This window comes from Citrobacter sp. Cpo040 (assembly GCF_030332915.1).
GTDB lineage: Bacteria > Pseudomonadota > Gammaproteobacteria > Enterobacterales > Enterobacteriaceae > Citrobacter > Citrobacter portucalensis.
This window is the reverse complement of sequence record NZ_JAOWGX010000034.1, coordinates 1,053,663-1,076,843: the sequence shown is the minus strand read 5'-3', so window position 1 is coordinate 1,076,843 and position 23,181 is coordinate 1,053,663. Positions and strand designations below refer to the sequence as shown.

Annotated in this window: 27 protein-coding genes and 1 pseudogene; 7 read left to right on the top strand and 21 right to left on the bottom strand. The window is 52.4% G+C overall.

The annotated features are described in order from the left end of the window. Positions 1-132: 132 nt before the first annotated feature. Positions 133-360, bottom strand: coding sequence for a YodD family peroxide/acid resistance protein (gene yodD / locus OGX86_RS09990; protein WP_003030417.1), 228 nt, complete (start codon positions 358-360; stop codon positions 133-135). A 163-nt stretch (positions 361-523) separates the two neighbouring features. Here yodD and dsrB point away from each other — a divergent pair, with 163 nt between their 5' ends. Next, positions 524-712, top strand: coding sequence for a protein DsrB (gene dsrB / locus OGX86_RS09985; RefSeq protein ID WP_003030419.1), 189 nt, complete (start codon positions 524-526; stop codon positions 710-712). Positions 713-766: 54 nt separating this feature from the next. On the opposite strand, the gene rcsA is transcribed toward dsrB, so the two are convergent. The 14 genes and pseudogenes from rcsA to fliF all read right to left on the bottom strand — a co-directional run bounded on the left by rcsA (position 767) and on the right by fliF (position 12,267). Then, the gene (gene rcsA / locus OGX86_RS09980) at positions 767-1,390 is read right to left on the bottom strand and encodes a transcriptional regulator RcsA (protein WP_003030421.1); all 624 of its coding nucleotides are present in this window, start codon (positions 1,388-1,390) and stop codon (positions 767-769) included. Between the two features lie 278 nt (positions 1,391-1,668). Further along, positions 1,669-2,464, bottom strand: a pseudogene (gene fliR, locus OGX86_RS09975) (flagellar biosynthetic protein FliR). An 8-nt stretch (positions 2,465-2,472) separates the two neighbouring features. After that, the gene (fliQ, locus tag OGX86_RS09970; protein WP_003030425.1) at positions 2,473-2,742 is read right to left on the bottom strand and encodes a flagellar biosynthesis protein FliQ; all 270 of its coding nucleotides are present in this window, start codon (positions 2,740-2,742) and stop codon (positions 2,473-2,475) included. A gap of 9 nt (positions 2,743-2,751) precedes the next feature. After that, on the bottom strand, positions 2,752-3,489 hold the full coding sequence (gene fliP, locus OGX86_RS09965) for a flagellar type III secretion system pore protein FliP (RefSeq protein WP_003834056.1): 738 nt from the start codon (positions 3,487-3,489) through the stop codon (positions 2,752-2,754). Beyond that, positions 3,489-3,866 carry a flagellar biosynthetic protein FliO gene (gene fliO, locus OGX86_RS09960; protein WP_213785965.1) on the bottom strand — a complete coding sequence of 126 codons (378 nt, stop codon included), beginning with the start codon at positions 3,864-3,866 and terminating at the stop codon, positions 3,489-3,491. The genes fliP and fliO overlap by 1 nt, the downstream gene beginning before the upstream one ends. Continuing rightward, the gene (fliN, locus tag OGX86_RS09955; RefSeq protein ID WP_003030433.1) at positions 3,866-4,279 is read right to left on the bottom strand and encodes a flagellar motor switch protein FliN; all 414 of its coding nucleotides are present in this window, start codon (positions 4,277-4,279) and stop codon (positions 3,866-3,868) included. The genes fliO and fliN overlap by 1 nt, the downstream gene beginning before the upstream one ends. Beyond that, a complete protein-coding gene (gene fliM / locus OGX86_RS09950; protein WP_003030434.1) occupies positions 4,276-5,280 on the bottom strand; it encodes a flagellar motor switch protein FliM in 1,005 nt (334 codons plus the stop codon). Before fliM ends, fliN begins: the two co-directional genes overlap by 4 nt. Before the next feature lie 4 nt (positions 5,281-5,284). After that, positions 5,285-5,752 (bottom strand): flagellar basal body-associated protein FliL, encoded by a 468-nt coding sequence (gene fliL / locus OGX86_RS09945; RefSeq protein WP_003834054.1) that lies wholly within the window; start codon positions 5,750-5,752, stop codon positions 5,285-5,287. 104 nt (positions 5,753-5,856) lie between these two features. Beyond that, a complete protein-coding gene (fliK, locus tag OGX86_RS09940; protein ID WP_219376888.1) occupies positions 5,857-7,071 on the bottom strand; it encodes a flagellar hook length control protein FliK in 1,215 nt (404 codons plus the stop codon). Further along, positions 7,068-7,511: a flagellar export protein FliJ gene (gene fliJ / locus OGX86_RS09935; protein ID WP_003834052.1), complete on the bottom strand. Its 444-nt coding sequence runs from the start codon at positions 7,509-7,511 to the stop codon at positions 7,068-7,070. Before fliJ ends, fliK begins: the two co-directional genes overlap by 4 nt. Before the next feature lie 21 nt (positions 7,512-7,532). Continuing rightward, complete coding sequence (fliI, locus tag OGX86_RS09930; RefSeq protein ID WP_047410431.1) at positions 7,533-8,903, bottom strand: flagellar protein export ATPase FliI; 1,371 nt, start codon at positions 8,901-8,903, stop codon at positions 7,533-7,535. Beyond that, the gene (gene fliH, locus OGX86_RS09925) at positions 8,903-9,610 is read right to left on the bottom strand and encodes a flagellar assembly protein FliH (protein ID WP_003834049.1); all 708 of its coding nucleotides are present in this window, start codon (positions 9,608-9,610) and stop codon (positions 8,903-8,905) included. The genes fliI and fliH overlap by 1 nt, the downstream gene beginning before the upstream one ends. After that, positions 9,603-10,601 (bottom strand): flagellar motor switch protein FliG, encoded by a 999-nt coding sequence (gene fliG / locus OGX86_RS09920; RefSeq protein WP_003030443.1) that lies wholly within the window; start codon positions 10,599-10,601, stop codon positions 9,603-9,605. Before fliG ends, fliH begins: the two co-directional genes overlap by 8 nt. Then, on the bottom strand, positions 10,594-12,267 hold the full coding sequence (gene fliF / locus OGX86_RS09915) for a flagellar basal-body MS-ring/collar protein FliF (RefSeq protein ID WP_008785112.1): 1,674 nt from the start codon (positions 12,265-12,267) through the stop codon (positions 10,594-10,596). Before fliF ends, fliG begins: the two co-directional genes overlap by 8 nt. 216 nt (positions 12,268-12,483) lie before the next feature. On the opposite strand from fliF, the gene fliE reads away from it, so the two are divergent. Continuing rightward, complete coding sequence (gene fliE, locus OGX86_RS09910; protein WP_003030448.1) at positions 12,484-12,798, top strand: flagellar hook-basal body complex protein FliE; 315 nt, start codon at positions 12,484-12,486, stop codon at positions 12,796-12,798. A 54-nt stretch (positions 12,799-12,852) separates the two neighbouring features. On the opposite strand, the gene yedF is transcribed toward fliE, so the two are convergent. Together yedF and yedE are read right to left on the bottom strand one after the other, a co-directional pair. Then, complete coding sequence (gene yedF, locus OGX86_RS09905; RefSeq protein ID WP_000790504.1) at positions 12,853-13,086, bottom strand: sulfurtransferase-like selenium metabolism protein YedF; 234 nt, start codon at positions 13,084-13,086, stop codon at positions 12,853-12,855. Next, entirely contained in the window at positions 13,083-14,288 is a 1,206-nt protein-coding gene (gene yedE, locus OGX86_RS09900) for a selenium metabolism membrane protein YedE/FdhT (protein WP_139157955.1), read from the bottom strand. The genes yedF and yedE overlap by 4 nt, the downstream gene beginning before the upstream one ends. Positions 14,289-14,473: 185 nt before the next feature. On the opposite strand from yedE, the gene yedD reads away from it, so the two are divergent. Further along, positions 14,474-14,887, top strand: a complete 414-nt coding sequence (gene yedD / locus OGX86_RS09895; RefSeq protein WP_110248643.1) for a lipoprotein YedD — start codon at positions 14,474-14,476, stop codon at positions 14,885-14,887. Between the two features lie 40 nt (positions 14,888-14,927). On the opposite strand, the gene amyA is transcribed toward yedD, so the two are convergent. The 4 genes from amyA to fliD all read right to left on the bottom strand — a co-directional run bounded on the left by amyA (position 14,928) and on the right by fliD (position 18,690). Next, on the bottom strand, positions 14,928-16,415 hold the full coding sequence (gene amyA / locus OGX86_RS09890; RefSeq protein WP_128317478.1) for an alpha-amylase: 1,488 nt from the start codon (positions 16,413-16,415) through the stop codon (positions 14,928-14,930). A 68-nt stretch (positions 16,416-16,483) separates the two neighbouring features. After that, on the bottom strand, positions 16,484-16,855 hold the full coding sequence (fliT, locus tag OGX86_RS09885) for a flagella biosynthesis regulatory protein FliT (protein ID WP_008785101.1): 372 nt from the start codon (positions 16,853-16,855) through the stop codon (positions 16,484-16,486). Continuing rightward, positions 16,855-17,262 (bottom strand): flagellar export chaperone FliS, encoded by a 408-nt coding sequence (gene fliS / locus OGX86_RS09880; RefSeq protein ID WP_048216065.1) that lies wholly within the window; start codon positions 17,260-17,262, stop codon positions 16,855-16,857. Before fliS ends, fliT begins: the two co-directional genes overlap by 1 nt. A 15-nt stretch (positions 17,263-17,277) precedes the next feature. Then, entirely contained in the window at positions 17,278-18,690 is a 1,413-nt protein-coding gene (fliD, locus tag OGX86_RS09875) for a flagellar filament capping protein FliD (RefSeq protein ID WP_048224277.1), read from the bottom strand. A 255-nt stretch (positions 18,691-18,945) separates the two neighbouring features. Here fliD and OGX86_RS09870 point away from each other — a divergent pair, with 255 nt between their 5' ends. The 4 genes from OGX86_RS09870 to tcyJ all read left to right on the top strand — a co-directional run bounded on the left by OGX86_RS09870 (position 18,946) and on the right by tcyJ (position 23,126). Beyond that, a complete protein-coding gene (locus OGX86_RS09870; protein ID WP_286639917.1) occupies positions 18,946-20,610 on the top strand; it encodes a FliC/FljB family flagellin in 1,665 nt (554 codons plus the stop codon). A gap of 162 nt (positions 20,611-20,772) precedes the next feature. Further along, positions 20,773-21,492 carry an RNA polymerase sigma factor FliA gene (locus tag OGX86_RS09865; protein WP_003030465.1) on the top strand — a complete coding sequence of 240 codons (720 nt, stop codon included), beginning with the start codon at positions 20,773-20,775 and terminating at the stop codon, positions 21,490-21,492. Between the two features lie 56 nt (positions 21,493-21,548). Next, complete coding sequence (gene fliZ / locus OGX86_RS09860; protein ID WP_286639915.1) at positions 21,549-22,100, top strand: flagella biosynthesis regulatory protein FliZ; 552 nt, start codon at positions 21,549-21,551, stop codon at positions 22,098-22,100. A gap of 225 nt (positions 22,101-22,325) precedes the next feature. Beyond that, a complete protein-coding gene (tcyJ, locus tag OGX86_RS09855; RefSeq protein ID WP_204558122.1) occupies positions 22,326-23,126 on the top strand; it encodes a cystine ABC transporter substrate-binding protein in 801 nt (266 codons plus the stop codon). Positions 23,127-23,181: the final 55 nt, after the last annotated feature.

The following is a 23,181-nucleotide window of genomic DNA, read 5'->3' as shown; positions in this document are numbered from 1 at the left end:
TTGTCAGGCAAAAAAATTGCAGATAAGGTTTGGTTCACATCAGATTTTCTGGTGTAACGAATTTACAAGTGCTTCTTGCATAAGCAAGCTTGATCCCGACCCGATAAGGGCCGGGATTTTTTTCGCCCTCAGTCAGCGATTGATTTCCGACACGCTAAAATCATGGATATCAAGCTCGAACGCATCGGCCAGTTCATGCCATGTATGGTAATCACGCCCGTCAACGCTGACGCGCTCCGGGTCATCCTGGCTGCGATGAATTTCACTCTCGCAAATTTCGTTGATTGCCTTTAGCAGCGCGTCGACATCGACGCTGACTTCACGTTTGGCCGTATCGCTGTACTCTTTCGCGGTTTTCATCCTCATACCTCTCAACCGTTAAGGATACCGGGGGAGCGTACCCAAACATCAGATACGCACAACTTAAGTATAGACCGTCGATAAAACCCGCAATCGCGCGTGCACAGCGCTGCCAGAAAAAGGAATTTGTTCTACACTGGCACAAAGCCACAGGAGGAAAACTATGAAGGTGAATGATCGGGTCACAGTCAAAACGGACGGCGGTCCTCGTCGACCGGGCGTGGTACTGGCAATCGAAGAGTTTAGCGAAGGCACTATGTACCTGGTTTCGCTGGAAGACTACCCGCTCGGTATCTGGTTCTTTAATGAATCAGGTCATCAGGATGGTATCTTTGTGGAAAAAGTGGAGTGACATGAGTTCCGCTGTTTGATTCTGACTGGTGGGGTCGCCACCAGTCAGAACGTCTTAGCGCATATTCACAAAGATACCATTGGTGACGTTATCCGTAAGCCTTACAACGTGATAGATAACTTGCTTATTATGCGTTTTAATCTTTCGTTTTATATTCCCCTTATGGGATGACACCGTCTTGGCTTTGATATTCATTTGATCTGATATCTGTATTGTTCCCTGACCCTCCATCCACATACGCAGCATGCTGGATTCGGTTCGACTTAATGATAATGTTGGCAGGTTCACATCAATAGCAATATCTACTTCCTTTTTCAGAATATCGCCAAGTAGTTTATCCAGTGAGTCAGGTTTAATTGATTTAGAACTAATCAATAAATTTTTTCTGACGAGTAGATATTCATCAAAATGCACGTTGGCAATTGCCATAAACACAATAAATAATGTGCTGGGATGCTGATTAATGATTTGCTTTATTTGCTGGCTATTAGCAGGATCGTGGATAAAGCAGTCCTCATTAATAAACACCACAGCGGGTTGTTGAGAGACACAGGCGAGACTGAGTTCATCAACGTTGGAAATGTTGTTGATTTCCCTTTTTTTCACTCCCCGACTTACCAGATATCCGGTTAATCCTAGTCGGGTGTAACTGCATAAATCCATAATAATCGTTGACATGGCATACCCTCACTCAATGCGTAACGATAATTCCCCTTACCTGATTATATCATCACAACTAAACGGAATAATAACGACCCAAGATGACGCTTTCGCTGTTTTTCAGGCGAATTTACTATCCCGTAAAGTTGCGTATAATTTGCCAGGAAACATCTTAAAGTAAAGTGAATGTTGCGTTATGTGAGTGAGGCAAAAACAAATAAGCCGCGACAGAGATATCTTGGTGGATGTTGTCACTTTTTAAATTTAGGACAATCCTTAGTAAAACAGGATAAAAATTAAGGGTTATTATTTTCCTGGCATTTCGCTGACGATATCGGCCAGTAAATTAAAAATTTCACTGAATAATCGTTCGCAGAATGGCGCAATTAATGGCATTAGCGCCGCCATTAATGAAATACCTACGGTCAGAGTGAGAGGAAAGCCGATGACGAAAACCGACAGCTGTGGTGCCATGCGATTTAACAAACCAAGTGCGAGGTTTAGCGTGAGCAGTAGCGTCATTACCGGCAGGGCCAGCATTAGCCCGTTGAGGAAAATCAGGCTGCCCGCCCGTGCCAGCGCGAGAAACGCATTGCTGTTCACCGGATTGCCGCCGATGGGCAGAGTATGAAAAGTATCTACCAGCAGCGAAATCAGCCATAAATGGCCGTTAAAGGTCAGGAACAGCAGCATGGCGAGCATGTCGATCAGTCGTGCCAGAACCGGCATATTCAGACGGCTACCGGGATCGAAGAACGTCGCGAAGGAAAGGCCCATTTGCAGGCCAATTAATTCCCCGGCGGTACGTACTGCGGCAAACGCAAACTGCATGGTGAAGCCTAATGCGATACCGATCAGGATTTGTTGCATTGCCTGCCAAAGCGCGCCAACAGAAAAGATGGGGACGTCAACGGCGGGGATCGATGGGGCGATAACGACGGTAATCATCAACCCCAGCCCCAGCTTTACCCGTTTGGGGATGGCTCGTTCACTGAGGATGGGGGCCGTTGAGATGAGCGCCAGTACGCGCAGCAAAGGCCAGAAGTATAAATTCAGCCAGTGGAGCCACTCAACGCTGGACACCTGCAACATAACGTTGTCTACCCGATGATATAGGGGATATTGCTGAACAGCGTACGCACGTAGTCGAGCAGCAGGTTAAGCATCCACGGGCCAGCAACAATGATGGCAATAAACACCGCGACAATTTTGGGGATGAAGGACAGCGTCATTTCGTTAATCTGGGTCGCCGCCTGCAGAATACTGATGATAAGACCTGTGACGAGAGCGACCAACAGCAAAGGCGCGGCAAGGGCCAGGGCGACTTTCATCGCCTCTGTGCCCATCATCATGACCGATTCAGGAGTCATTTCGCGCCTCTAACTGTAAAAGCTTTGTGCCAGCGAGCCGACAAGTAGCTGCCAACCGTCTACCAACACAAACAGCATCAGCTTGAACGGCAACGCGATTGTGGCGGGCGGGACCATCATCATCCCGAGCGCCATCAACACGCTGGCGATCACCAGGTCGATAATCAGAAACGGAATAAAAATGGTAAAGCCTATCTGGAATGCTGTTTTCAGCTCACTGGTGACATAAGCGGGCAGCAAAATTCGCATCGGCACGGCTTCTGGTCCCTGTAACGGACCGCTGTTTGCTAAGCGCGCGAAGAGTGCCAGATCGGCTTCACGGGTCTGGCGCAACATAAACTCACGCAGCGGCTGGGCGCCTTTCTCCATGGCTTCCTGCATGGAGATCTTCTCTTCGCTGAACGGTTGGTATGCGTCAACGTAGATTTTATCGATCACCGGCGACATGATGAAAAAGGTCAAAAAGAGCGCCAGGCCCAGGAGCACCTGGTTAGGTGGTGCTGAGGGGGTACCCAGCGCATTTCGCAGTAGACCAAAAACGATGATGATGCGGGTGAAGCTGGTCATCATCAGCAAAATTGCAGGCAGGAACGTCAGCGAGGTGATGAACACCAGCGTCTGCACGGGCAACGTCCAGTTTTGTCCGCCGCCCGGCAACGGCTGACTGACCAGACCCGGGAGTTGGGCGAGGGCAACGGGGCTGAAAAGCCACAAGCCTGCCAGCGTAAGGGATAACAAACGGCGCATCAGGATCTCCCAGGACGCTTCAGCAAACTCTTCATCATGGCCTGGAAATCCGCTGGGGAGGCCGTTTTTTCTTCTGCATCGGCAGGTGCCGGGGGCAGGGTATGCAGGACATTAATCTGCGAGGCTGTGACGCCCAGTACCAGACGGGCATCTTCGACCTCGACAATCACCACGCGCTCACGTGGACCCAGTGAGGTGCTGGCAGTGACTTTCAGCCCACGCGTACCGGCACTTTTGGGGGCAAACCCCAGACGTTTAATGACCCAGGCCGCCGCCAGGATCAAGACGATGATCCCGAGCAGCGCGCCGCTTACCTGCACCAGCGGTAAGCCGGGAACGGCGGCGGGTTGAGAAACGGTAGCCTGGGTATTCATGATTAACGGCTCAGGCGGCGCATACGTTCAGACGGGGTGATAATGTCAGTGATACGCACACCGTATTTATCCGCGACCACGACGACTTCGCCCTGGGCAATCAGATAGCCGTTGATCAGGATATCCAGCGGTTCGCCTGCCAGACCATCCAGTGCGACAACCGATCCCTGCGTCAGACGCAGCAGCTCTTTGATGGTCATGCGGGTACGGCCCAGTTCGACGGTCAGCTTGACCGGAATGTCCATGATCAGGTCGATGTCCTGCAAAGCACCGCTGACGTCGCCGCCACCTAACTGCTGGAATACCGCATCGGCCGCACTTTTGGTGGGCGTGGTTTTTTGCTCGTTTAACGCGTCAGCCCACAGATCGTCCAATGCGCCAGTGTTCTCATCGGACGGATTATTCATATCACTCATTTGGGCTGTTCCTCATTCAGCGAATTCAAAATCGGGTTTATCAGATGTTCTACGCGTAACGCATACTGACCGTTTACGGTGCCATACTGGCTGGTCAGCACAGGCACGCCGTCCACATGAGCAATAATGCGGTCGGGTTTTTCAATCGGCAGTACATCGCCGGGTTTCAGTTTTAAAATCTGGGATAGCCGCAGCGGGATATCGGCAAAGTTTGCCACCAGCTCCAGCTCAGAATGCTGAACCTGACGCACCAGATTATTGCGCCAGTTCTGATCTTCATTACGTGAATTTTCCAGCGGCGGATTCACCAGCAGCTCACGCAACGGTTCAATCATGCTGAATGGCAGACAAATGTTAAATTCACCGGTCAGGTTGCCAATTTCAACGTGGAACGGGGTGTTCACCACAATGTCGTTAGGAGAAGTGGTGATATTGGTAAATTTCACCTGCATCTCAGAACGGACGTATTCCACTTCCAGCGGGTTGATGGCCTTCCACGCGTCGCTGTAGCTTTCCAGCGCCAACTTCAGCATGCGGTTGATAACGCGCTGTTCCGTGTGCGTAAATTCGCGGCCTTCGACTTTCGTCGGGAAACGACCGTCACCGCCAAACAGGTTGTCTACGGCGATAAATACCAGACTCGGTGAGAACACCACCAGACCCGTACCGCGCAGCGGCTTCAGGTGGATTAAGTTCAGGTTGGTCGGAACCGGTAAGTTGCGCGCAAATTCATGGTATGGCTGGATACGGATCGCACCCACGGTAATATCCGGGCTACGGCGCAACAGGTTAAATAATCCCATTCGGAACTGGCGCGCAAAGCGTTCGTTAATGATCTCCAACGCCTGTAAACGCTCACGTACCACGCGACGCTGAGTGTTGGGATCATAAGGACGAATATCGCTTTCTTTTGCGATACCTGAAATGGGTTCGTCTTTGGTTTCGCTATCGCCGTTGAGCAATGCGTCGATTTCAGCCTGAGAAAGAATACTGTCGCCCATGTCTTTACCGCAGAATAAAAGCTGTATAAAGAACGTCGGTGACAACCTGTTTCGGCTGCCCGACAACGAGCGGAGTCGCCAGCGTCTCTTTGATGGCGGTAATCAGCTGTTGCTTACCTTCCTCGGTGGCGAGTGTGGCTGCATTCTGACGAGAGAACAGCAGCAGCAGGCGGCTGCGCACTTCCGGCAGATATTCGTTAAGACGTGAACGTGTCGCCTCATCTTTCATGCGCAGCGTGATACCGATATACAGCACACGATCTGCATCACCCAGATTGACGGTAAAGGTATCCAGCGCAAAGAACACCGGGGCTGGCGGTGGAGGCGGTTCCGCTTTGACGCTGGCGGACGGCTGCTGCTGCATGCGCCAGTAGCTATAACCCGCAGTTGCGCAGGCGGCGAGGGTAATTAATACCAGCAGAGGGATCCAAATAGCGCGTTTACTTTTTTTGTTAATCGCGGAGTCAGTCATCAGATACGGGCTTCCTGTTTCGGTACAGCTTATGGGCTGATTATCCCGTGTCCTGTCCACGACAAAGCGTGGAAAAGACGCGGATAATCATGCTACCTCTGGCGTTAGGCGAAGATGTCTACTGCGCCATCGCCGCGGGCAGCGGCTTGCAGCGAGGCTGGGGTTGCCAGTATTGCGTCATCTTCAGCGGCAAAAATGTCTTGTCCTTGAGCGCGACCAGCCTGCTGTTGCTGCCCGGAAGACTGCTGATGGCCAGCGAAGCTTTCACTGCTGATGTTGCTTTGCCCCAATTGGATCCCGCTTTCAGCCAACTGCGTACGCAGCATCGGTAATGCGGCTTCCAGTGCGGCGCGCACGTGACTGTGCGGTGAAACCATTTGCAACTGCGCGAGGTTGTCGTCCAGCTTGAGGGAAATATGTACCTGACCCAGGTCCTGCGGATGCAGACGCAGCTCTGCGCTTTGCTGGCCCTGGCGCGTGAACAATGTGACGTGCTGGCTCAGCGATTGCTGCCATTCATGGCTACCTAACGGAGCGCTTAACACTGGCGCGGCCGTCGGTAACGGTTGTGCGTGTGTTTGTGGACCACTTAGCGGGGCCGCAGTCATGCCAATGCTAGTCGGTGACGGGGTGCTGTCGATTTCAGCTCTGGCGTTCGCCGCCGCCGTCAGCGGGGTTAGTGCTGTATTGTTTGCCTGATTAGCACCACCGCCAGCAAGTGTGACATCCGCTTTGCCTTTTTTGGCATCACCCGGCAGCAATTCGTCTGCGTTATCAGTCGTCGCGCCGTGTGCAGCGCCACGTGACAACGCCGAAAGCGTGGCATCAACAGGGGCTGGTGCGCTGTCGACGGCAGGCGTAGCCAGCGGTTGTCCTGGCAGCATGGCGAACAACGCGCTCAGGTTGGCGAGATCGTCATCACTCAGCGTAGTGTTTTTTTCGTCCTGCTGAGCGACTTTGCCCAGCGTCGTCAGAGCATTAGCTTTCAGTGAAGGCGTGAGGGCGGACAACAGTTGCTGAGCGTCCGTCATGTCGGTAAGAGAAGCCTCGGTTTGCAGCTCTTGTTGCGCCAGCAGATCGGTTAATTTGACCGACTGTGTGGCATCGCCATTTTTTTGCAGTAACCCTTTTTGCAGCTTACTGCTGGCCGCTTGTAAGTCGGCAAGCGACAGCGGAGCGTCTTTACCCTGCGCGTCGCCCGCACCTAATGCGCCAGCCAGCAGCGCTAAAAAATCCTCGGGTGAATCTACCGCTTTGCCTGACTGAAGACCTGCGGCTACGTCGGTGTCGGTGGTAATCAGTTGGGGTAAAGTAATCATTCGGGTTTCCTCATAGCTGCGCGCTGAGCAAATTCATCCATTTTTTTCTGATCCAGACGGTTTTCGGCCAGTAACGCCGCCGAGGTTTGTCTGTCCTGCAACGTCTGCCACGCCTGTAATCGTTGTTTTTTGTCGCGCCAACTGTTCAAAGCCATGTCCACTTTTTGCGTCCACTGATTGAGCTGTTGGCGGTGTTGTTCAATCGCTTTTTCCAGCGTCTGAATGAATTGCTGGTAGTTAATCCAGCGATTGCTGGTAATACCCTGGCCCATATCGGTATTCAGATTGTTGCGATACTCATGCTGATAATCGATCAGCATTTTTAACTGTTCTTCCGCCTGCTGACAGCCACGACGCATCTCTCCTAATAAGACAGCGGCGTCATCTACCTCTTTTTCAGCCAGGTCTTTCAGTGTTGCTAACGCACCATGTTGTGCCATGACCTATGCTCTCCTGCTTAATCACACACCAGGGAAAATCAGTTCTAAAGCTTGTAGAGAATCTTCCCAGTCAGCCCGTTCAAAGATGCCTTGCTGTAAAAACGCTTCCAGCTGTGGCCATAAGGCGATGGCTTTATCCAGCATTGGATCGCTGCCTTTGGCATACGCCCCCACGCTGACCAGATCGCGGTTACGCTGGAAGCTGGATAGCAACTGTTTAAAGTTACGCACCCGCGCATAGTGTTGTTCACTAATGAGCGCGGTCATGGCGCGGCTGATCGAAGCTTCGATATCGATGGCCGGGTAATGACCTGCTTCGGCCAGATGGCGGGACAGCACAATGTGGCCGTCCAGAATCGCGCGCGCGGAATCGGCAATCGGGTCCTGCTGGTCATCACCCTCGGTCAGTACCGTATAAAACGCGGTAACTGAACCGCCGCCGTGTATACCGTTTCCGGCCCGTTCAACCAGCGCCGGTAATTTGGCGAATACTGACGGCGGATAACCTTTGGTTGCCGGTGGCTCGCCGATCGCCAGGGCTATCTCACGTTGCGCCATCGCATAGCGGGTGAGGGAATCCATAATCAGCAATACGTGCTGTCCGCGATCGCGGAAATCTTCGGCGATGCGCGTGGCGTAGGCCGCGCCTTGCATACGTAACAGCGGCGAGACGTCTGCCGGAGCGGCAATCACCACCGAGCGTGCGCGACCGTCAGCGCCGAGAATATTTTCAATAAAATCTTTAACTTCACGGCCACGTTCGCCAATCAGGCCGACGACGATGACGTCGGCCTGGGTATAGCGCGCCATCATGCCGAGCAGGACGCTTTTACCGACGCCGGAACCTGCGAAAAGCCCCATACGCTGGCCGCGACCAACGGTTAATAACGCGTTGATGGGGCGTACACCGGTATCCAGGACGTGTTCAATTGCGGTCCGTTGCAGCGGGTTAAACGGCGGCGTAATCAGCGCGCCGGTTTCGGTGGTATCCGGGGCGGGCAGTCCGTCGAGCGGTTTGCCGCTACCGTCCAGCACACGACCCAGCAGAGCAGGGCCAAGCGGTAATTGCTTCCCGCTTTGCAGACCTTCTCCGGCAATGTTCTTCGCGTATACGCGTGCGCCGGGCAGAACGCCTTCGACCTCTTCGAGCGGCATCAGAAACAGACGTTGACCGTTAAAGCCTACGACTTCGCTTTCAACTTCCTGGGTTTCGTTGCCATCCTGGCGTTCAATGACGCAGGTGGCACCCAGCGGCAGCTGTAACCCCGTAGCTTCCAGCACCAGCCCGGTTGCGCGGGTCAGACGACCGTAACGACGCACCGCAGGCAGCAGCGACATTTTCTCTTCGAAGTTGTCCAGCGTATTGAGCCAGCGAGTCAGGCGAGTGGTCATTACACGACTCCCGGCGCTGCCAGACGGCAGAGTTCTTGCCAGCGTGTGGCGACGCTGGCATCCAGATCGCCTTCGTCGGCTGAGACTTTACAACCGCCGTGATGCAGCGTGGGATCGCCGCGCAGCCGCCAGCCGTGCAGGCTGAGAGTGGCACCGAGCATCTCCTCAACACGCTGGAGATCGTCCGGATGTACGCGCAGCTGCGGTTTACCGCTAAACAGCGGTTCCTGTTGTAATAACTGTTGGATCTGCTTAATCAGCGCAGCGTTATCCACGATAGGCGTCTGACCAATCACCTGACGCGCAGCTTCCAGCGCCATTTGCATCAGGCGCGAGGCAATGACGCTGTCCAGTGCGTCCAGCGTATTCTGAAACTCGCTCACCAGTTGTTGCATACGGGCATGAATCGGCGCATGCTGCGCACGCGCCTGGTTCTGGCCTTGCTCCAGCCCCTGGCTCAGACCTTCCTGATAGCCTTGTTCATGACCCTTTTGTCGACCTTCCGCCAGCCCCGCGTTATACCCTTGCTCATGGGCCTGCATTTGCAGCTGTGCGAGCTGTTGTTCAAGCTGTTGCTCTGCCGAAAGCTCGGGTTCTTCCGTCTCTTCGGACAGCGGCGTTTCGCTGTGGTCGGCCAGCACGAACTCTGCCATCGGTGGGGCGAGATCGTCCGGAGTCCAGACTTTCCACGGCAGTTCGTTAGACATAGGTATCCTCGCCGCTGCCGATCACCATCTCGCCGGTTTCCGCCAGACGACGCACAATAAGCAGAATCGCTTTCTGTTCGTTTTCCACCTGCGACAAGCGCACCGGACCGCGGTTGGCAAGGTCGTCGCGCAGAATATCGGCAGCACGTTGCGACATGTTGCGCAGGAACTTCTCGCGTAGTGGCTGTTCGGCACCTTTCAGCGCAATCAGCAGCGATTCGGAATCCACTTCCTGCAGCAGACGCTGGATACTGCGATCGTCGACGTCCACCAGGTTTTCGAACAGGAACATCTCGTCGATAATTTTCTGCGCCAGTTCGCCGTCGAACTCGCGTACGGCGGTGATAACCGCTTCTTCCTGCTGGGTTTTCATCAGGTTGATAATTTCTGCCGCCGTTCTCACGCCGCCCATTTTGCTGCGCTTGAGGTTCTGGCCATCGAGCAGACCGTTCAGTACCTCGGTCAGTTCTGCCAGCGCGGCAGGCTGTACGCCGCCGAAGGTGGCGATACGCAGCATCACGTCGTGACGTAAACGCTCGTCGAACAGCGCCAGAATATCGGCGGCCTGGCCCCGTTTGAGGTGCACCAGAATGGTGGCGATAATCTGCGGATGCTCGTCGCGGATAAGGTCGGCGGCGCTTTGCGGCTCCATAAAGTTGAGCGTTTCAATGCCGCTGGTGGTATCGCGGGTTTCCAGAATATCTTCCAGCAGGCTGGAGGCGCGTTCCTCGCCCAGCGCTTTCACCAGCACCGAGCGCAGATATTCGTTGGCATTGATATTCAGCGCGGCAAACTGTTCTGCTTCTTGCTCAAATTCAGCCAGCACTTCAGTCAACTGTTTGTTGGAGATCTGGCGTACGTTCGCCATCGCTGTACTCAGCGCCTGAACTTCGCGCGTGGAAAGGTGTTTAAACACCTCTGCCGCGCGATCTTCGCCAATGGTCATCAGCAGGATGACGCTTTTATCGGTACCGGTAAGGGCATTACTCATGATCGTTACTCATCCACTGGCGAATGACCAGCGCCACGACGCGCGGATCGTTATCTGACATTTCACGAATACGCTGGCTCATCACTTCTGCACCCAGACGCTGATTCGTACGACGCTGCTGGGTCTGTTCGTCTTTGCTGAGGCGAACTTCTACCGCTTCTTCGGTTTCCTGACGGATACGCGTTTGTTCTTGTACCGCTTTTGCTTCTTCGCTGCGGCGAACCAACTGCGGACGAACAGCCTTACGCCACAGGATCCAGGCAACAAGCAGAACCAGTAACCAACGGCCTGCGGTCATCAACTGATCAATAAAGAACGGCTGTTTCCAGAACGGCAGCTCGCCCATGGAATCGTCGGTCGCCGTGAACGGAGAGTTCACCACGTTCAGGGTATCGCCACGTTTGTCGGAGAAGCCCATCGCTTCGCGGGTCAGATCCTCAATCTGTTTCATCTGATCGGCGGTTAGCGGCAGCGGTTTTCCGTCCGGCAACGTTTTATAGTTGACCACCACTGCAACCGAGAGACGCTGCACATCCCCGACGTTCATTTTGGTGTGGCGAATGGTACGGTCGACTTCATAATTGCTGGTTTCATTGCGCTGCGTACTGCGTGGACCGGCATTATTGCTGTTATTTGCCGTCTGCGTGGTTTGCGCATTTTGCTGATTAGCCGGAGGGTTGGCGATTGGCGCGGTATTCGCCGGTGCTGGTTGATTGGACAACGCGCCCGGTACGCCGCCTGGCGCTCCGCTTCCGATCTGCTCGCTGACGTTTAACTGGCGTGAACGCAGCACGGCCTGGGAATCATCACCGTTTGGACGGTACTGTTCTTCGGTTTGCTCTTTATTAGCGAAATCCAGCTGCGCGGTGACCTGCGCATGTACGTTACCGTTGCCGACAATCGGCGACAGAATCGATTCGATACGACGTTGAACGCGGCCTTCGACATCGCTGGCGTATTTCAACTGCGCATCGTTAAGATCGCGGCTGCTGGTGTTCGACTGAGTTAACAGATGACCCGCCTGGTCGACCAGCGTAACGTTGCCCGGCGGTAACCCTGCGACAGCGCTGGAAACCAGATGCGTGACCGCACTGATTTGACCTTCATCCAGTGCGCGACCCGGCTCAAGGTTAACGGTCACGGAGGCTGAAGGCGCTTTTTGCTCACGCACAAACAGCGACGGTTTCGGCATTGCCAGATGCACGCGGGCGCGTTTTACCGGTCCCAGCGTTTCAATGGTACGGGCTAATTCACCTTCCAGCGCACGCTGGTAGTTGACCTGCTCGCTAAACTGGCTGATACCAAACTTTTCCTGATCCAGCAGTTCAAAACCAACGGCACCGCCTTTCGGCAGGCCTTGCTGCGCCAGACGTAAACGTAGTTCGTGGACTTTATCGGCAGGAACTTCTATAGCACCACTTCCCTCTGTAAAACGATAGGGAACGTTCATCTGCGTCAGTTGGGTGACAATCGCGCCACCATCCTGATCGGAAAGATTGCTGAACAGCGTGCGATAGTCAGGCGCTTTGGCCCACAGGACCATCGCCACGATGATAGCGACGGCAGCGGCTCCCGCCACAATCAAAGGAATTCTGGGATTCGCGCGCAGGCGGTTTAACCACTCGAGAGGTTTAAGCTGGGTTGCAGTCGATGCTGTCGCACTCATCTCGCACCTCGTGGCTTATCGTGGACGGCGTTTTTTGCAAAGTGGAACAAGACTCACTCCCGGGTCAGCAAACTCGAAAAATTGACGGTCTCATTATTTGCGGTTTCGAATTTTTCTATGCGTTAAAAACCGTGGTTTTTTATCGTTATTTAACGCCTTTATCTTATTGACTAACTGGTAATCTCAGCTACGTAAAAAATCATCCAGGGGATCAGAATGTCGGCAATACAGGGGATTGAAGGGGTCATCAGCCAGTTACAGGCCACGGCGATGTCAGCAAAAATGCAGGATATGCAGCCACAACCGACCGTGAGTTTTGCCGGACAACTGCATGCGGCGTTAGACAGAATCAGCGATGTGCAAACCGCGTCCCGTACGCAGGCTGAGAAATTTACCCTGGGTGAGCCGGGTATTGCGTTAAATGATGTGATGACCGATATGCAAAAGGCGTCGGTATCGATGCAGATGGGTATTCAGGTGCGTAACAAACTGGTGTCGGCGTATCAGGAAGTGATGTCGATGCAGGTGTAGGGAAAATATGCAGAGAATGTTTGCCGGATAAGCGCAGTGCCATCCGGCAACCAGTTACTTCTGAATCAAATAGCGGATCGTTGGACCATCCTGCTGAATATCCAGCACCGTATAGCCGTGATTACGCGCATCCAGTGGTATATTGTTGATTGACTGCGGGCAATCGCTCACCACTTCCAGAATTTCACCTTTCTTCAATTGCGGCATCGCTTCCAGCGTGGCTACAGCCGGATATGGACACGGTTCGCCGACCATATCGAGGCGATAATCAGGCACGATATTTTTCATACAGACTCCTTGGCAGGCGTCAGCCCTGCGCGACGGAAGAAACGTTTTTCCCAGCCGATAATCAGCATCAGCGCGGCAAACAACAGCAGATAGGTCACCAGCAGACCGCCGAGCGGACCAAAGGTGTTGAGCAGATTCACTTTGTCCCAGTTTGTGGCAAGCGCGGGAGCAAAATCATCCCAGTAGTAGGCCAGAATGGTCGAGCCAATAACGTTGCCCAGACCAACCCACCAGTAATGCATCTGGCCTTCAACGGCGCGGTACATCCAGCCGGTTTCACATCCGCCCGCTAAAACGATGCCAAAGCCGAACAGCAAGCCGCCGATCACCGCATTTGGACCCGCCCACATGATTTTAGGCTCGACGCCCAGTTGCACATAGCTAAAGATACCGATGGCGCTGACTGCCATCCCGAAGATAATCGCTTTTGCCATATGGGTGCGACCGGAAATCCACAGGTCGCGGAAGGCGGAGGTGAAGCAGATTTGCGCCCGTTCAATCAGCAGTCCGAACCCAACGCCGAACAGCATCGCCAGACCGAGCTTGGGTTTATCCATCGCCGTGAGTAGCGCCCAGCCGATCATGGCGATAAACACCAGCATGCCCAGGCGGAAACGGCGACGGGCCTGATCCGGCTTTTGCGTTAACGGCGAAGCGGCGGAGACTTTCTGCATTTTGACCGGAATACGAAACATCGGCAGCAGGGTAAAGCGTGCACCAAACCATGAGCCAATAGCCGTGGCCAGCGCAAAAAACCAGGCGTGTAGCGAGAACTGCGGAATGCCGGTGAAGAATGCGGCCAGGTTACAGCCCATTGCCAGCCGTGCGCCGAATCCGGCGATTGCCCCGCCGACTATCGCCTGCATAATGCGCACCCGACTGCGTGGCATGCGTAACTTGACGTTGTTGGCCCACAGTGCGGCAGCAAAACAGCCGCCGAACATACCGAGGATCATCATGCCGTCGATGCGGGTCAACGGAGAGCCTTCGAGATGGATCAGCTTGTAGTATCCCCACTCTTCGGCGTGCACACCAAACAGTTGCAGGATTTGACCACCCCAGCGGGTGAATTCACCGGTAACGGCCCAGAAGGTTCCCGTAATGCCGAAATAGTAAGTAGAGAGAATACCCGCTGCGATGACCGCAGGGGCGGGGGCCCAAAATTTAATTAACCAGGCCTGTTTGAAGTGTTGCCATGACATGCGTTGTGCCTCTGAACTCAGAAGGTATGTAACAAGAAGTGTGGATACTACACCGTTCAGAATTTTTGACTATGAGTAATAAGAGGTAACACCGTCTGGATCAATCTTTCTCAACGCTGCCGAAAGGCTGGCGAGATCAGGCCTTTAATGCCACAATCCCATTTTCTTCGCATGCAGGATGAATGATGAAAAAATTAGCAATCGTTGGTGTATTTCTGGCGCTTACCGGATGCGCCGAAGTAGAAAATTATAACGACGTGGTGAAAACGCCAGCGCCAGCCGGTCTGGAAGGATACTGGCAGTCAAAAGGTCCGCAACGCAGTCTGGTCAGCCCGGAAGCCATTGCCAGCCTGGTGATAACGAAAGAGGGCGATACGCTGGATTGTCGCCAGTGGCAGCGGGTGATCGCGCTGCCGGGGAAATTGACGATGCTCTCTGGCGATCTCACCAACGTGACGGTGAAACGCGAGCTGTACGAGATCGAGCGCGAAGGCAATACGCTGGAATATGACGGTATGACGCTGCAACGGGTGGATCGCCCGACGCAGGAATGTGCTGACGCGTTAAAGAAAACGCCGCTGGCGACACTGCTGCCATAAACCGTACGCCCCGGTAGCCACCGGCCACCGGGGTTGAACTTTACAACACGTCTTCAATCACCCACACGCTGACGCTCCCGCCGTTACAGAAAAACGTCGCTTCGCCGTTTTCATCGGTGACCACGCTTTCTTCACGATTTCCCAGATAGTCACGCCAGGTTTTATTGCCGTAATTGGTGCCGAGATTGATGGTTTTTTCTCCGTCATCGCCGTTTGACAGTACCACCACACAGCCGGGATCCTCATCCGTGCCGCTGCGGCTAAAAGCGATACAGTTGGGGTGATCAAAAAAGAGCGTCTGTACCCCGTGCGCAAAGCGCTGGCGCGCGAGGATCAGTTCATCAAGTTGTTCAATGATCGGCATGTCGATAGGATAGGTTTCGCCATCGCCACCGGTGTCTTCGTAATGCGCTCCGTAGAGGTCAGGGTAAAACACCGACGGTACGCCGTTTTCGCGCAACAGGATCAGCGCATAGGCCAACGGTTTAAACCACGGCTCGACGGGGGCTTCGAGTGCCTGTAAAGGTTGTGTGTCGTGATTGGCCACCAGCGTGACGGCATGAAACGGATCGGCCTCCACCAGAGTGTCGGTGAAAATCTGGCTCATGTCGTAATCGCGGCCCTGACGGGAGGCCTCGTGGAATTTCATCTGCAAAGGGGCGTCGAACAGCATGGTTTTCCCCTCCACCTGATTAATGTAGGTTTGCAGCTTGTCGACTTCGTGGGACCAGTATTCCGCCACAATAAACAGCGGCTTGGGTGCAACCTCCTGCACGTGCTCAATCCACTCTTTGTAAAACCATGCCGGAATATGTTTCACCGCATCTAAACGAAAACCGTCACACTGGGTTTGCTCCATTACCCAACGCGCCCAGTATTTGAGCTCCTCAGTCACCGCGTGATTGCGAAAATCAATGTTTTCGCCCATCAGATAATCAAAATTACCCAACTCATCATCGACCTGATCGTTCCAGCCTTCTCCGGTGTAATCGTTAACGATTTTAAAAATCCCGTCTTCGGTTGGGTTCTCGATATGGTCAATGCCGCTGAAGCATTTAAAGTCCCAAATGAATTGCGAGTACTGGCCAGCGCGGGCAGGGAAGGTATAGCGCGTCCAGCCTTCGCACTCGACAATCTCATCATCTATTTGCGTGCGATCTTCGGCGTTAACCCGCTGGACGCGGATCTTTTCTTTCTCATCAGCGCCCATTTTGTGGTTAACCACCACGTCCAGCAGTACGGCAATATCATTGTGCTTAAGTGCGTCAATCGCCGCCAGCAGCTGGTTTTTATCGCCGTATTTGGTGGCAACGGTTCCCCTCTGGTCAAACTCGCCCAGGTCAAACAGATCGTACGAGTCATAGCCAACGGAATAGCCGCCGGACGCGCCTTTATAGGCGGGGGGCAGCCATACCATATTGATGCCGATATCATTGAGTCCGCCTGCGCGTTCGGCAAGCTCGGGCCAGAGTTGACCGCCATCAGGGTAATACCAGTGGAAGTACTGCAATAACGTGGGATTTTTCATCTTCCGTGCTCCAGAAGTCGTTTGGCCGACCTCTGGAGTATGGAAGATAATTCAGACGAGACGGGAAATTATTGTGGCGAGGTGGGGGCGTCGGGTACCAGCAGCATACCGGAAAGACGACCATAGGCGTTATTCAGCGTCTTTTGGCGTGTCGACTGACCGATGAGATTACTGAGTTCATCCAGACGCTGCTGCAACAACGTTTTAAGTAATTGTTCGTTATCCAGCGTCTGTTTAATATACCCGGCCACTAAGTCCTGAATACTTCGCGTAATGCCCGGTGGAGTTTGCTCTTCCATGACCACTTCAATACTTTGCAGATAGGTAACTTCCTGTTCCAGTAAAAGGTCCCATTCACCGCGCTGCGCCAGTTCCAGCAGCGAGTGACTGAGTAGCGCGATGCGCTGCCAACGGTTGATAAACTCCACGGCTGAGGTCATTAACGAGACTCCTGGGACGACGCTTTCGGTGAGATCTGTTTCCAGGCATCTGCAATGTTGCCGAGTAACTCTTCGACTTCTTCAATGGCCTGACAATCATTACGCAAGTTAGCTTGCAGTAAACGGCGGATCATATAGTCATACAGCGAGGACAGGTTGGTGGCGATTTCACCGCCAGTTTCCTGATCCAGGCCTGCTTTCAGACCATTGTCGATAATGTTAATGGCTTTGCTTAAGGCCTCGCCTTTGGCGACGATATCACCCTGTTGCATAAACAGGCGAGCGCGCACGAGGGCGCTGTTCGCGCCATCAAACAACATTTCAATCAGCTGATGCGGATTGGCGCTCATTACGCCACTCTCTATGCTGACCTGTGCATAGGCTTTGGTACCGCTCGCGGTATACATGCTTACCTCGTGTTATCAGGATTTATTCATCGCCGTAAATTGTTGGCTCAGATAGTTGCTGGTGTTGTTGAGCTTGCTCATCATGGTGTCCAACTGTGTGAACTGTGCCGTGTAACGTGCCACGGTGTCATCAATACTGGCGCTAACTGACAGATACTGTTTAGTCAGTTTTTTCAGCGTTGAGTTAATACTGTCTTGTGCGCTGTCGATAATACCGTCATCAGCCAAATAGCTTTTTACTTCAGTGGCAATTTTGGTGGTAATACCGGTTTCTTTGCCGTCGCCGACCAGCAGTTCACGCACGGAGGCTGTATTTTCGTTCAGGACTTTTTTCAGCTTATCATCGTCAATTTTCAGCTTGCCGGTTGCGCCGTCCTGCTTAATACCAATTTCATTTAATGTTTTAAAAGCGCCATCACTGGCACCGTTGGCAAACTGTGCACGAATTCCACTTTGAATCGTACGAACAACACTGTCACCAAGCAGCGCTCCGTTATTTTTGTCTTGCGCTTCAGCACCCGGATCAACTTCTTTATATTTAGTCAGCGTATTAAAGGTGTCGATAAGGGAATTATATGAATCGACCCAGCCTTTAATGGCTTCGGTTGCTTTGTCGTTATTCTTTGTTACCGTGACCCGGACATCAGTGACTTTTTTGGTCAGATCGAGCACTACGCCCTGAGGGGCATCGGTAATTTTATTACTGGAACGTTCAATATCGATACCGTTTACGGTTAACTTCGCATTTTGAGCGTTAACCTGTTCCTTCATATTCCCGGTGCCGGTTTTGCTGTCATACGCCAGCAGGTCATTTAGCTTGCTGTCTCCCTCAACGGAGATAGTCATTTTATTGGCTTCGCCTTCACTGGCAGTCAGTACCAATTGGTAGTCGCCATCTTTAACCTTAACGATGCTGGCCGAAATTCCGCTATCGGCATCGTTTATCGCTTTGCTGATCTCATCCAGTGAGGTCTGGTCTTTATTCAGCTTAATTTCCAGTGGCTCTTTACGGCCTTCCTGCGCAATTTTTATGGTGCGTGTTTCTGCTGAACTGTCACCCAGCGCGTCTTTTGTTGACGCAATCTTAGTCGCTGAATTGGTTCTTAAAGATTGCGCTTGTGCCAGTTGGGTGACGCTAATGGTATAGATACCCGGTGCCGCCCCCGCTTCGGTGGTCACTTTCAGATCTTCACTGCTGCTGGTAACGGTTGTGCTTTTGAATAGATCGGCTTTATTTAAAGCTGTGTTCGCAGTCTGAAATTTTTCCAGTGCACTTTTTAATGTGCCGTAGGCGGTCAGACGCGCGGTATTATCGCTTTGTTGTTGAGTTATTGGGTTTAAGCGTTTTTTTTCCGCGATAGTCAGGTTGTTCAGCAACGTATCCAGCGGCAGATTTGAACCGACGCCAAGAGAAGTAAATGAAGCCATGCCTAATTCCTTTTGATTGCAAACAGTAGTTAAGCGGGTTATCGGCAATCTGCGCGCAAAGTTTAATGATAGTTTTGTAAAAATAATGCGCAGAATAGTGGGGCATATTGCGGGTATTTCTGGGGCTAAGAAAAAAGAGGGCGGAAAGTAAAAATTTTCTAAAGTTCGAATTTAAGGTGCCGATACATGGGTTACGGTGAGAAACCGTGGGCAACAGCCCAATAACATCAAGTTGTAATTGATAAGGAAAAGATCATGGCACAAGTCATCAATACAAACAGCCTGTCGCTGTTGACCCAGAACAACCTGAACAAATCTCAGTCTTCCTTGAGCTCCGCTATCGAGCGTCTGTCTTCCGGTCTGCGTATCAACAGCGCCAAAGACGATGCTGCTGGTCAGGCGATCGCTAACCGTTTCACTGCCAACGTTAAAGGCCTGACTCAGGCTTCCCGTAACGCCAACGACGGTATCTCCATCGCGCAGACCACTGAAGGTGCACTGTCCGAAATCAACAACAACCTGCAGCGTGTGCGTGAACTGTCCGTTCAGGCAACCAACGGCACCAACTCCCAGTCTGACCTGGACTCCATCCAGAACGAAATCACCCAGCGTCTGAGCGAAATTGACCGTGTTTCCGGTCAGACTCAGTTTAACGGCGTGAAAGTACTGGCGTCCGACAGCTCCATGAAAATTCAGGTTGGTGCGAACGACGGCGAAACTATCACCATCGACCTGAAAGAAATTACTTCTTCTACTCTGGGCCTGGACGGTTTTAACGTCAATGGTAAGGGTGGCGTTGCTAATACACTGGCTAAAGTTAACGATTTGACATCTGCTGGGTTTACGACAGCAGATGGCGGTAAAACTTACACTGGTGATGCGGGCTATGCTACAGCTTCTGCAGCAGATGTTCTTTCTGGTGTGACTGCAGGTAAAAAAGTAACTGCGAATATTGATAATGGTTTAGGTGCTGCTGCAAGCACCGATTACACCTACAATGCAACCAGTAAATCTTATGAATTCAATGCGACAGGTGTAGATGCTGATGACGTATTGGGGCATTTGAATCCAAAAACTGGTGACGTTACAAAAGCAACAGTAACTATTGGTACAACATCGCAAGATGTGCTGATAGCAAAAGATGGCACTATTACTGCGGCTGACGATAATGCTGCTTTGTTCCTGGATTCAACTGGTAACCTGACGAAGAACAACTTGGGTGGCCCAGCTGCTGCAACTTTAACTGCCTTACAGACCAATGGTGGCGGTGCAGCTAAAGCTTCAAGCATTAAGATCGATGGTACAGACACGGTGCTGACTTTAGCGGGTGGTACTGCCGGGAAAATTGATGTGGCTAAGGCTCAGATGAGCACTGAGTCAATGACTAACGCACTTCAGGGCAAAGCATTCACTACTGATGCTGGTACTGGATACAACGTTTCTGCTGCTGGCGTAGTAAAAGCCGGTACAACAGCCGGTGCTGGTCTTGATATTTTTAAAAATGATAAAGGCGCTTTGGTTGATAGCAACGTAGCGACTTACTATGTTCAGGCGGATGGCGCAATCACTAATGGTTCCGGTAAAGCTGCATACAAAGATGCTAATGGTAAAATCACTGCTGAAGCTCAAACAGCTACTGACAAAACCAAAGACCCTCTGAAAGCCCTGGATAAAGCGCTGGCACAGGTTGATGCGCTGCGTTCTGACCTGGGTGCGGTGCAGAACCGTTTCGATTCTACCATCACCAACCTGGGTAACACCGTAAACAACCTGTCTTCTGCTCGTAGCCGTATCGAAGATGCTGATTACGCGACCGAAGTGTCTAACATGTCTCGTGCTCAGATCCTGCAACAGGCGGGTACTTCTGTTCTGGCGCAGGCAAACCAGACCACGCAGAACGTCCTGTCTCTGCTGCGTTAATTTACGCTTATCGCGCAAACCCCGCTCCGGCGGGGTTTTTTATATTTAGCTTTACCCGTAACCCCTAAATAACCCCCCATTTCACCCACTATTCACCCGATTAAAACCCCTGCAGAAACGGATAATCATGCCGATAACTCATTTAACGCAGGGCTGTTTATCGTGAATTCACTGTATACCGCTGAAGGTGTAATGGATAAACACTCGCTGTGGCAGCGTTATGTACCGTTGGTGCGTCACGAAGCATTGCGCCTTCAGGTGCGTTTGCCGGCGAGCGTAGAACTGGATGACCTGCTACAAGCGGGCGGCATCGGGTTATTGAATGCCGTTGACCGATATGACGCTTTGCAAGGAACGGCATTTACCACTTACGCAGTGCAGCGTATTCGTGGAGCGATGCTGGACGAACTACGTAGCCGGGATTGGGTGCCGCGTAGCGTTCGGCGCAATGCTCGCGAAGTGGCACAGGCGATGGGACAACTGGAGCAGGAGTTAGGGCGTAACGCGACGGAAACCGAAGTGGCGGCGCGTCTGGCTATTCCTGTGCAAGAGTATCGTCAGATGTTGCTTGATACCAATAACAGCCAACTCTTCTCCTACGATGAGTGGCGGGAAGAGCATGGCGATAGTATTGAGCTGGTGACGGAAGAACATCAGCAGGAAAACCCGTTACAACAGCTACTGGAGGGTAACCTTCGCCAGCGCGTGATGGACGCGATAGAGGCGTTGCCGGAGCGCGAAAAGCTGGTGTTAACGCTGTACTACCAGGAAGAGCTGAATCTGAAAGAGATCGGCGCGGTACTGGAAGTCGGGGAATCACGGGTCAGCCAGTTGCACAGCCAGGCCATCAAACGTCTACGCACCAAGCTGGGTAAGCTATAGGGGTAATCATTACCCCTGAACAATGCCGCATTACGAATTGACTACCAGGAGTTCTCATGACGGTGCAGCAATCAAAAAGACGGCCTCTAAGCCGCTACCTCAAAGATTTCAAACACAGCCAGACGCATTGCGCCCATTGCCTGAAACTGCTCGACAGGATCACGCTGGTTCGTCGCGGGCAAATTGTTAATAAAATCGCCATCGCCCGCCTGGACACGTTGCTGAATGAAGCTGAGTGGGAACAGGAGAAGAAAGAGTGGGTGGCGCTGTGTCGTTTTTGCGGTGATTTGCATTGCAAAGAGCAGAGCGACTTTTTCGACATTATCGGTTTTAAACAGTTTTTATTTGAGCAGACCGAAATGAGTCACGGCACGGTACGTGAATACGTGGTCCGCCTGCGTCGCCTCGGGAATCACCTGACCGAACAAAATATCTCTCATGACCTGCTGCAGGAAGGGTTCCTCGACGAAAACCTTGCCCCGTGGCTGCCGGAAACCAGCACCAACAATTACCGCATCGCCTTACGTAAGTATGAGCAGTTTAAAGCCCATACGCATATAGGGCATATGCAGAAATCCTCCTGGACAGCCAGTTCTGATATATATTAAAAACGAATAAGGTGTAACAGAGTCGTGTTTGTGGATCACGACAAACGCTCTACACTACAGTCATATACACGTCATCCTTCAAGCTGTCTCTGCGTTGGCTGCGTTCATTCACCCCAGTCACTTACTTTAGTAAGCTCCTGGGGATTCACTCGCTTGCCGCCTTGATACAACTCGAATGATTTTGTGAATAAATAGCAGTCACTAATGACAATATTCGGGGTAACTATGAAATTAGCACTTCTGGGACGTCAGGCTCTGATGGGTGTAATGGCTGTTGCACTTGTCGCCGGAATGAGCGTAAAGACTTATGCAGATGAAGGTCTGTTAAATAAAGTTAAAGAGCGTGGCACGCTGCTGGTGGGCCTGGAAGGGACCTATCCCCCGTTTAGTTTTCAGGGTGACGACGGCAAGCTGACCGGTTTCGAAGTGGAGTTCGCTGAGGAACTGGCCAAGCACCTTGGGGTGAAAGCTAACCTGAAGCCGACCAAGTGGGACGGTATGCTGGCCTCTCTTGATTCTAAGCGCATTGACGTGGTCATCAACCAGGTGACTATCTCTGACGAACGTAAGAAAAAATACGATTTCTCTACCCCGTATACGGTTTCTGGTATTCAGGCGCTGGTGAAGAAAGGTAATGAAGGCGTTATTAAGACTGCTGCCGATCTGAAAGGTAAAAAAGTCGGCGTTGGTCTGGGCACCAACTATGAAGAGTGGCTGCGCCAGAACGTGCAGGGCGTGGATATTCGTACCTATGATGATGACCCGACCAAATACCAGGATCTGCGTGTAGGCCGTATCGACGCCATTCTGGTTGACCGTCTGGCGGCGCTGGATCTGGTCAAGAAAACAAAGGATACGCTGGCTGTGACCGGTGAAGCATTCTCCCGCCAGGAGTCCGGCGTGGCGCTGCGCAAAGGCAATGAAGATCTGCTGAAAGCGGTTGATGTGGCCATTGCTGAAATGCAGAAAGACGGTACGCTGAAAGCTCTGTCTGAAAAATGGTTTGGAGCGGATGTGACGAAATAATCGGCATCCGATGAAAAAAGGCGCCTTTAACAGCGCCTTTTTTTATTTCATTGCG

Coding starts and splice junctions, on each gene's coding strand:
- yodD (WP_003030417.1), bottom strand. CDS start 360: ATGAAAACCGCGAAAGAGTACAGCGATACGGCCAAACGTGAAGTCAGC.
- dsrB (WP_003030419.1), top strand. CDS start 524: ATGAAGGTGAATGATCGGGTCACAGTCAAAACGGACGGCGGTCCTCGT.
- rcsA (WP_003030421.1), bottom strand. CDS start 1,390: ATGTCAACGATTATTATGGATTTATGCAGTTACACCCGACTAGGATTA.
- fliQ (WP_003030425.1), bottom strand. CDS start 2,742: ATGACTCCTGAATCGGTCATGATGATGGGCACAGAGGCGATGAAAGTC.
- fliP (WP_003834056.1), bottom strand. CDS start 3,489: ATGCGCCGTTTGTTATCCCTTACGCTGGCAGGCTTGTGGCTTTTCAGC.
- fliN (WP_003030433.1), bottom strand. CDS start 4,279: ATGAGTGATATGAATAATCCGTCCGATGAGAACACTGGCGCATTGGAC.
- fliM (WP_003030434.1), bottom strand. CDS start 5,280: ATGGGCGACAGTATTCTTTCTCAGGCTGAAATCGACGCATTGCTCAAC.
- fliL (WP_003834054.1), bottom strand. CDS start 5,752: ATGACTGACTCCGCGATTAACAAAAAAAGTAAACGCGCTATTTGGATC.
- fliK (WP_219376888.1), bottom strand. CDS start 7,071: ATGATTACTTTACCCCAACTGATTACCACCGACACCGACGTAGCCGCA.
- fliJ (WP_003834052.1), bottom strand. CDS start 7,511: ATGGCACAACATGGTGCGTTAGCAACACTGAAAGACCTGGCTGAAAAA.
- fliI (WP_047410431.1), bottom strand. CDS start 8,903: ATGACCACTCGCCTGACTCGCTGGCTCAATACGCTGGACAACTTCGAA.
- fliH (WP_003834049.1), bottom strand. CDS start 9,610: ATGTCTAACGAACTGCCGTGGAAAGTCTGGACTCCGGACGATCTCGCC.
- fliG (WP_003030443.1), bottom strand. CDS start 10,601: ATGAGTAATGCCCTTACCGGTACCGATAAAAGCGTCATCCTGCTGATG.
- fliF (WP_008785112.1), bottom strand. CDS start 12,267: ATGAGTGCGACAGCATCGACTGCAACCCAGCTTAAACCTCTCGAGTGG.
- fliE (WP_003030448.1), top strand. CDS start 12,484: ATGTCGGCAATACAGGGGATTGAAGGGGTCATCAGCCAGTTACAGGCC.
- yedF (WP_000790504.1), bottom strand. CDS start 13,086: ATGAAAAATATCGTGCCTGATTATCGCCTCGATATGGTCGGCGAACCG.
- yedE (WP_139157955.1), bottom strand. CDS start 14,288: ATGTCATGGCAACACTTCAAACAGGCCTGGTTAATTAAATTTTGGGCC.
- yedD (WP_110248643.1), top strand. CDS start 14,474: ATGAAAAAATTAGCAATCGTTGGTGTATTTCTGGCGCTTACCGGATGC.
- amyA (WP_128317478.1), bottom strand. CDS start 16,415: ATGAAAAATCCCACGTTATTGCAGTACTTCCACTGGTATTACCCTGAT.
- fliT (WP_008785101.1), bottom strand. CDS start 16,855: ATGACCTCAGCCGTGGAGTTTATCAACCGTTGGCAGCGCATCGCGCTA.
- fliS (WP_048216065.1), bottom strand. CDS start 17,262: ATGTATACCGCGAGCGGTACCAAAGCCTATGCACAGGTCAGCATAGAG.
- fliD (WP_048224277.1), bottom strand. CDS start 18,690: ATGGCTTCATTTACTTCTCTTGGCGTCGGTTCAAATCTGCCGCTGGAT.
- OGX86_RS09870 (WP_286639917.1), top strand. CDS start 18,946: ATGGCACAAGTCATCAATACAAACAGCCTGTCGCTGTTGACCCAGAAC.
- fliZ (WP_286639915.1), top strand. CDS start 21,549: ATGACGGTGCAGCAATCAAAAAGACGGCCTCTAAGCCGCTACCTCAAA.
- tcyJ (WP_204558122.1), top strand. CDS start 22,326: ATGAAATTAGCACTTCTGGGACGTCAGGCTCTGATGGGTGTAATGGCT.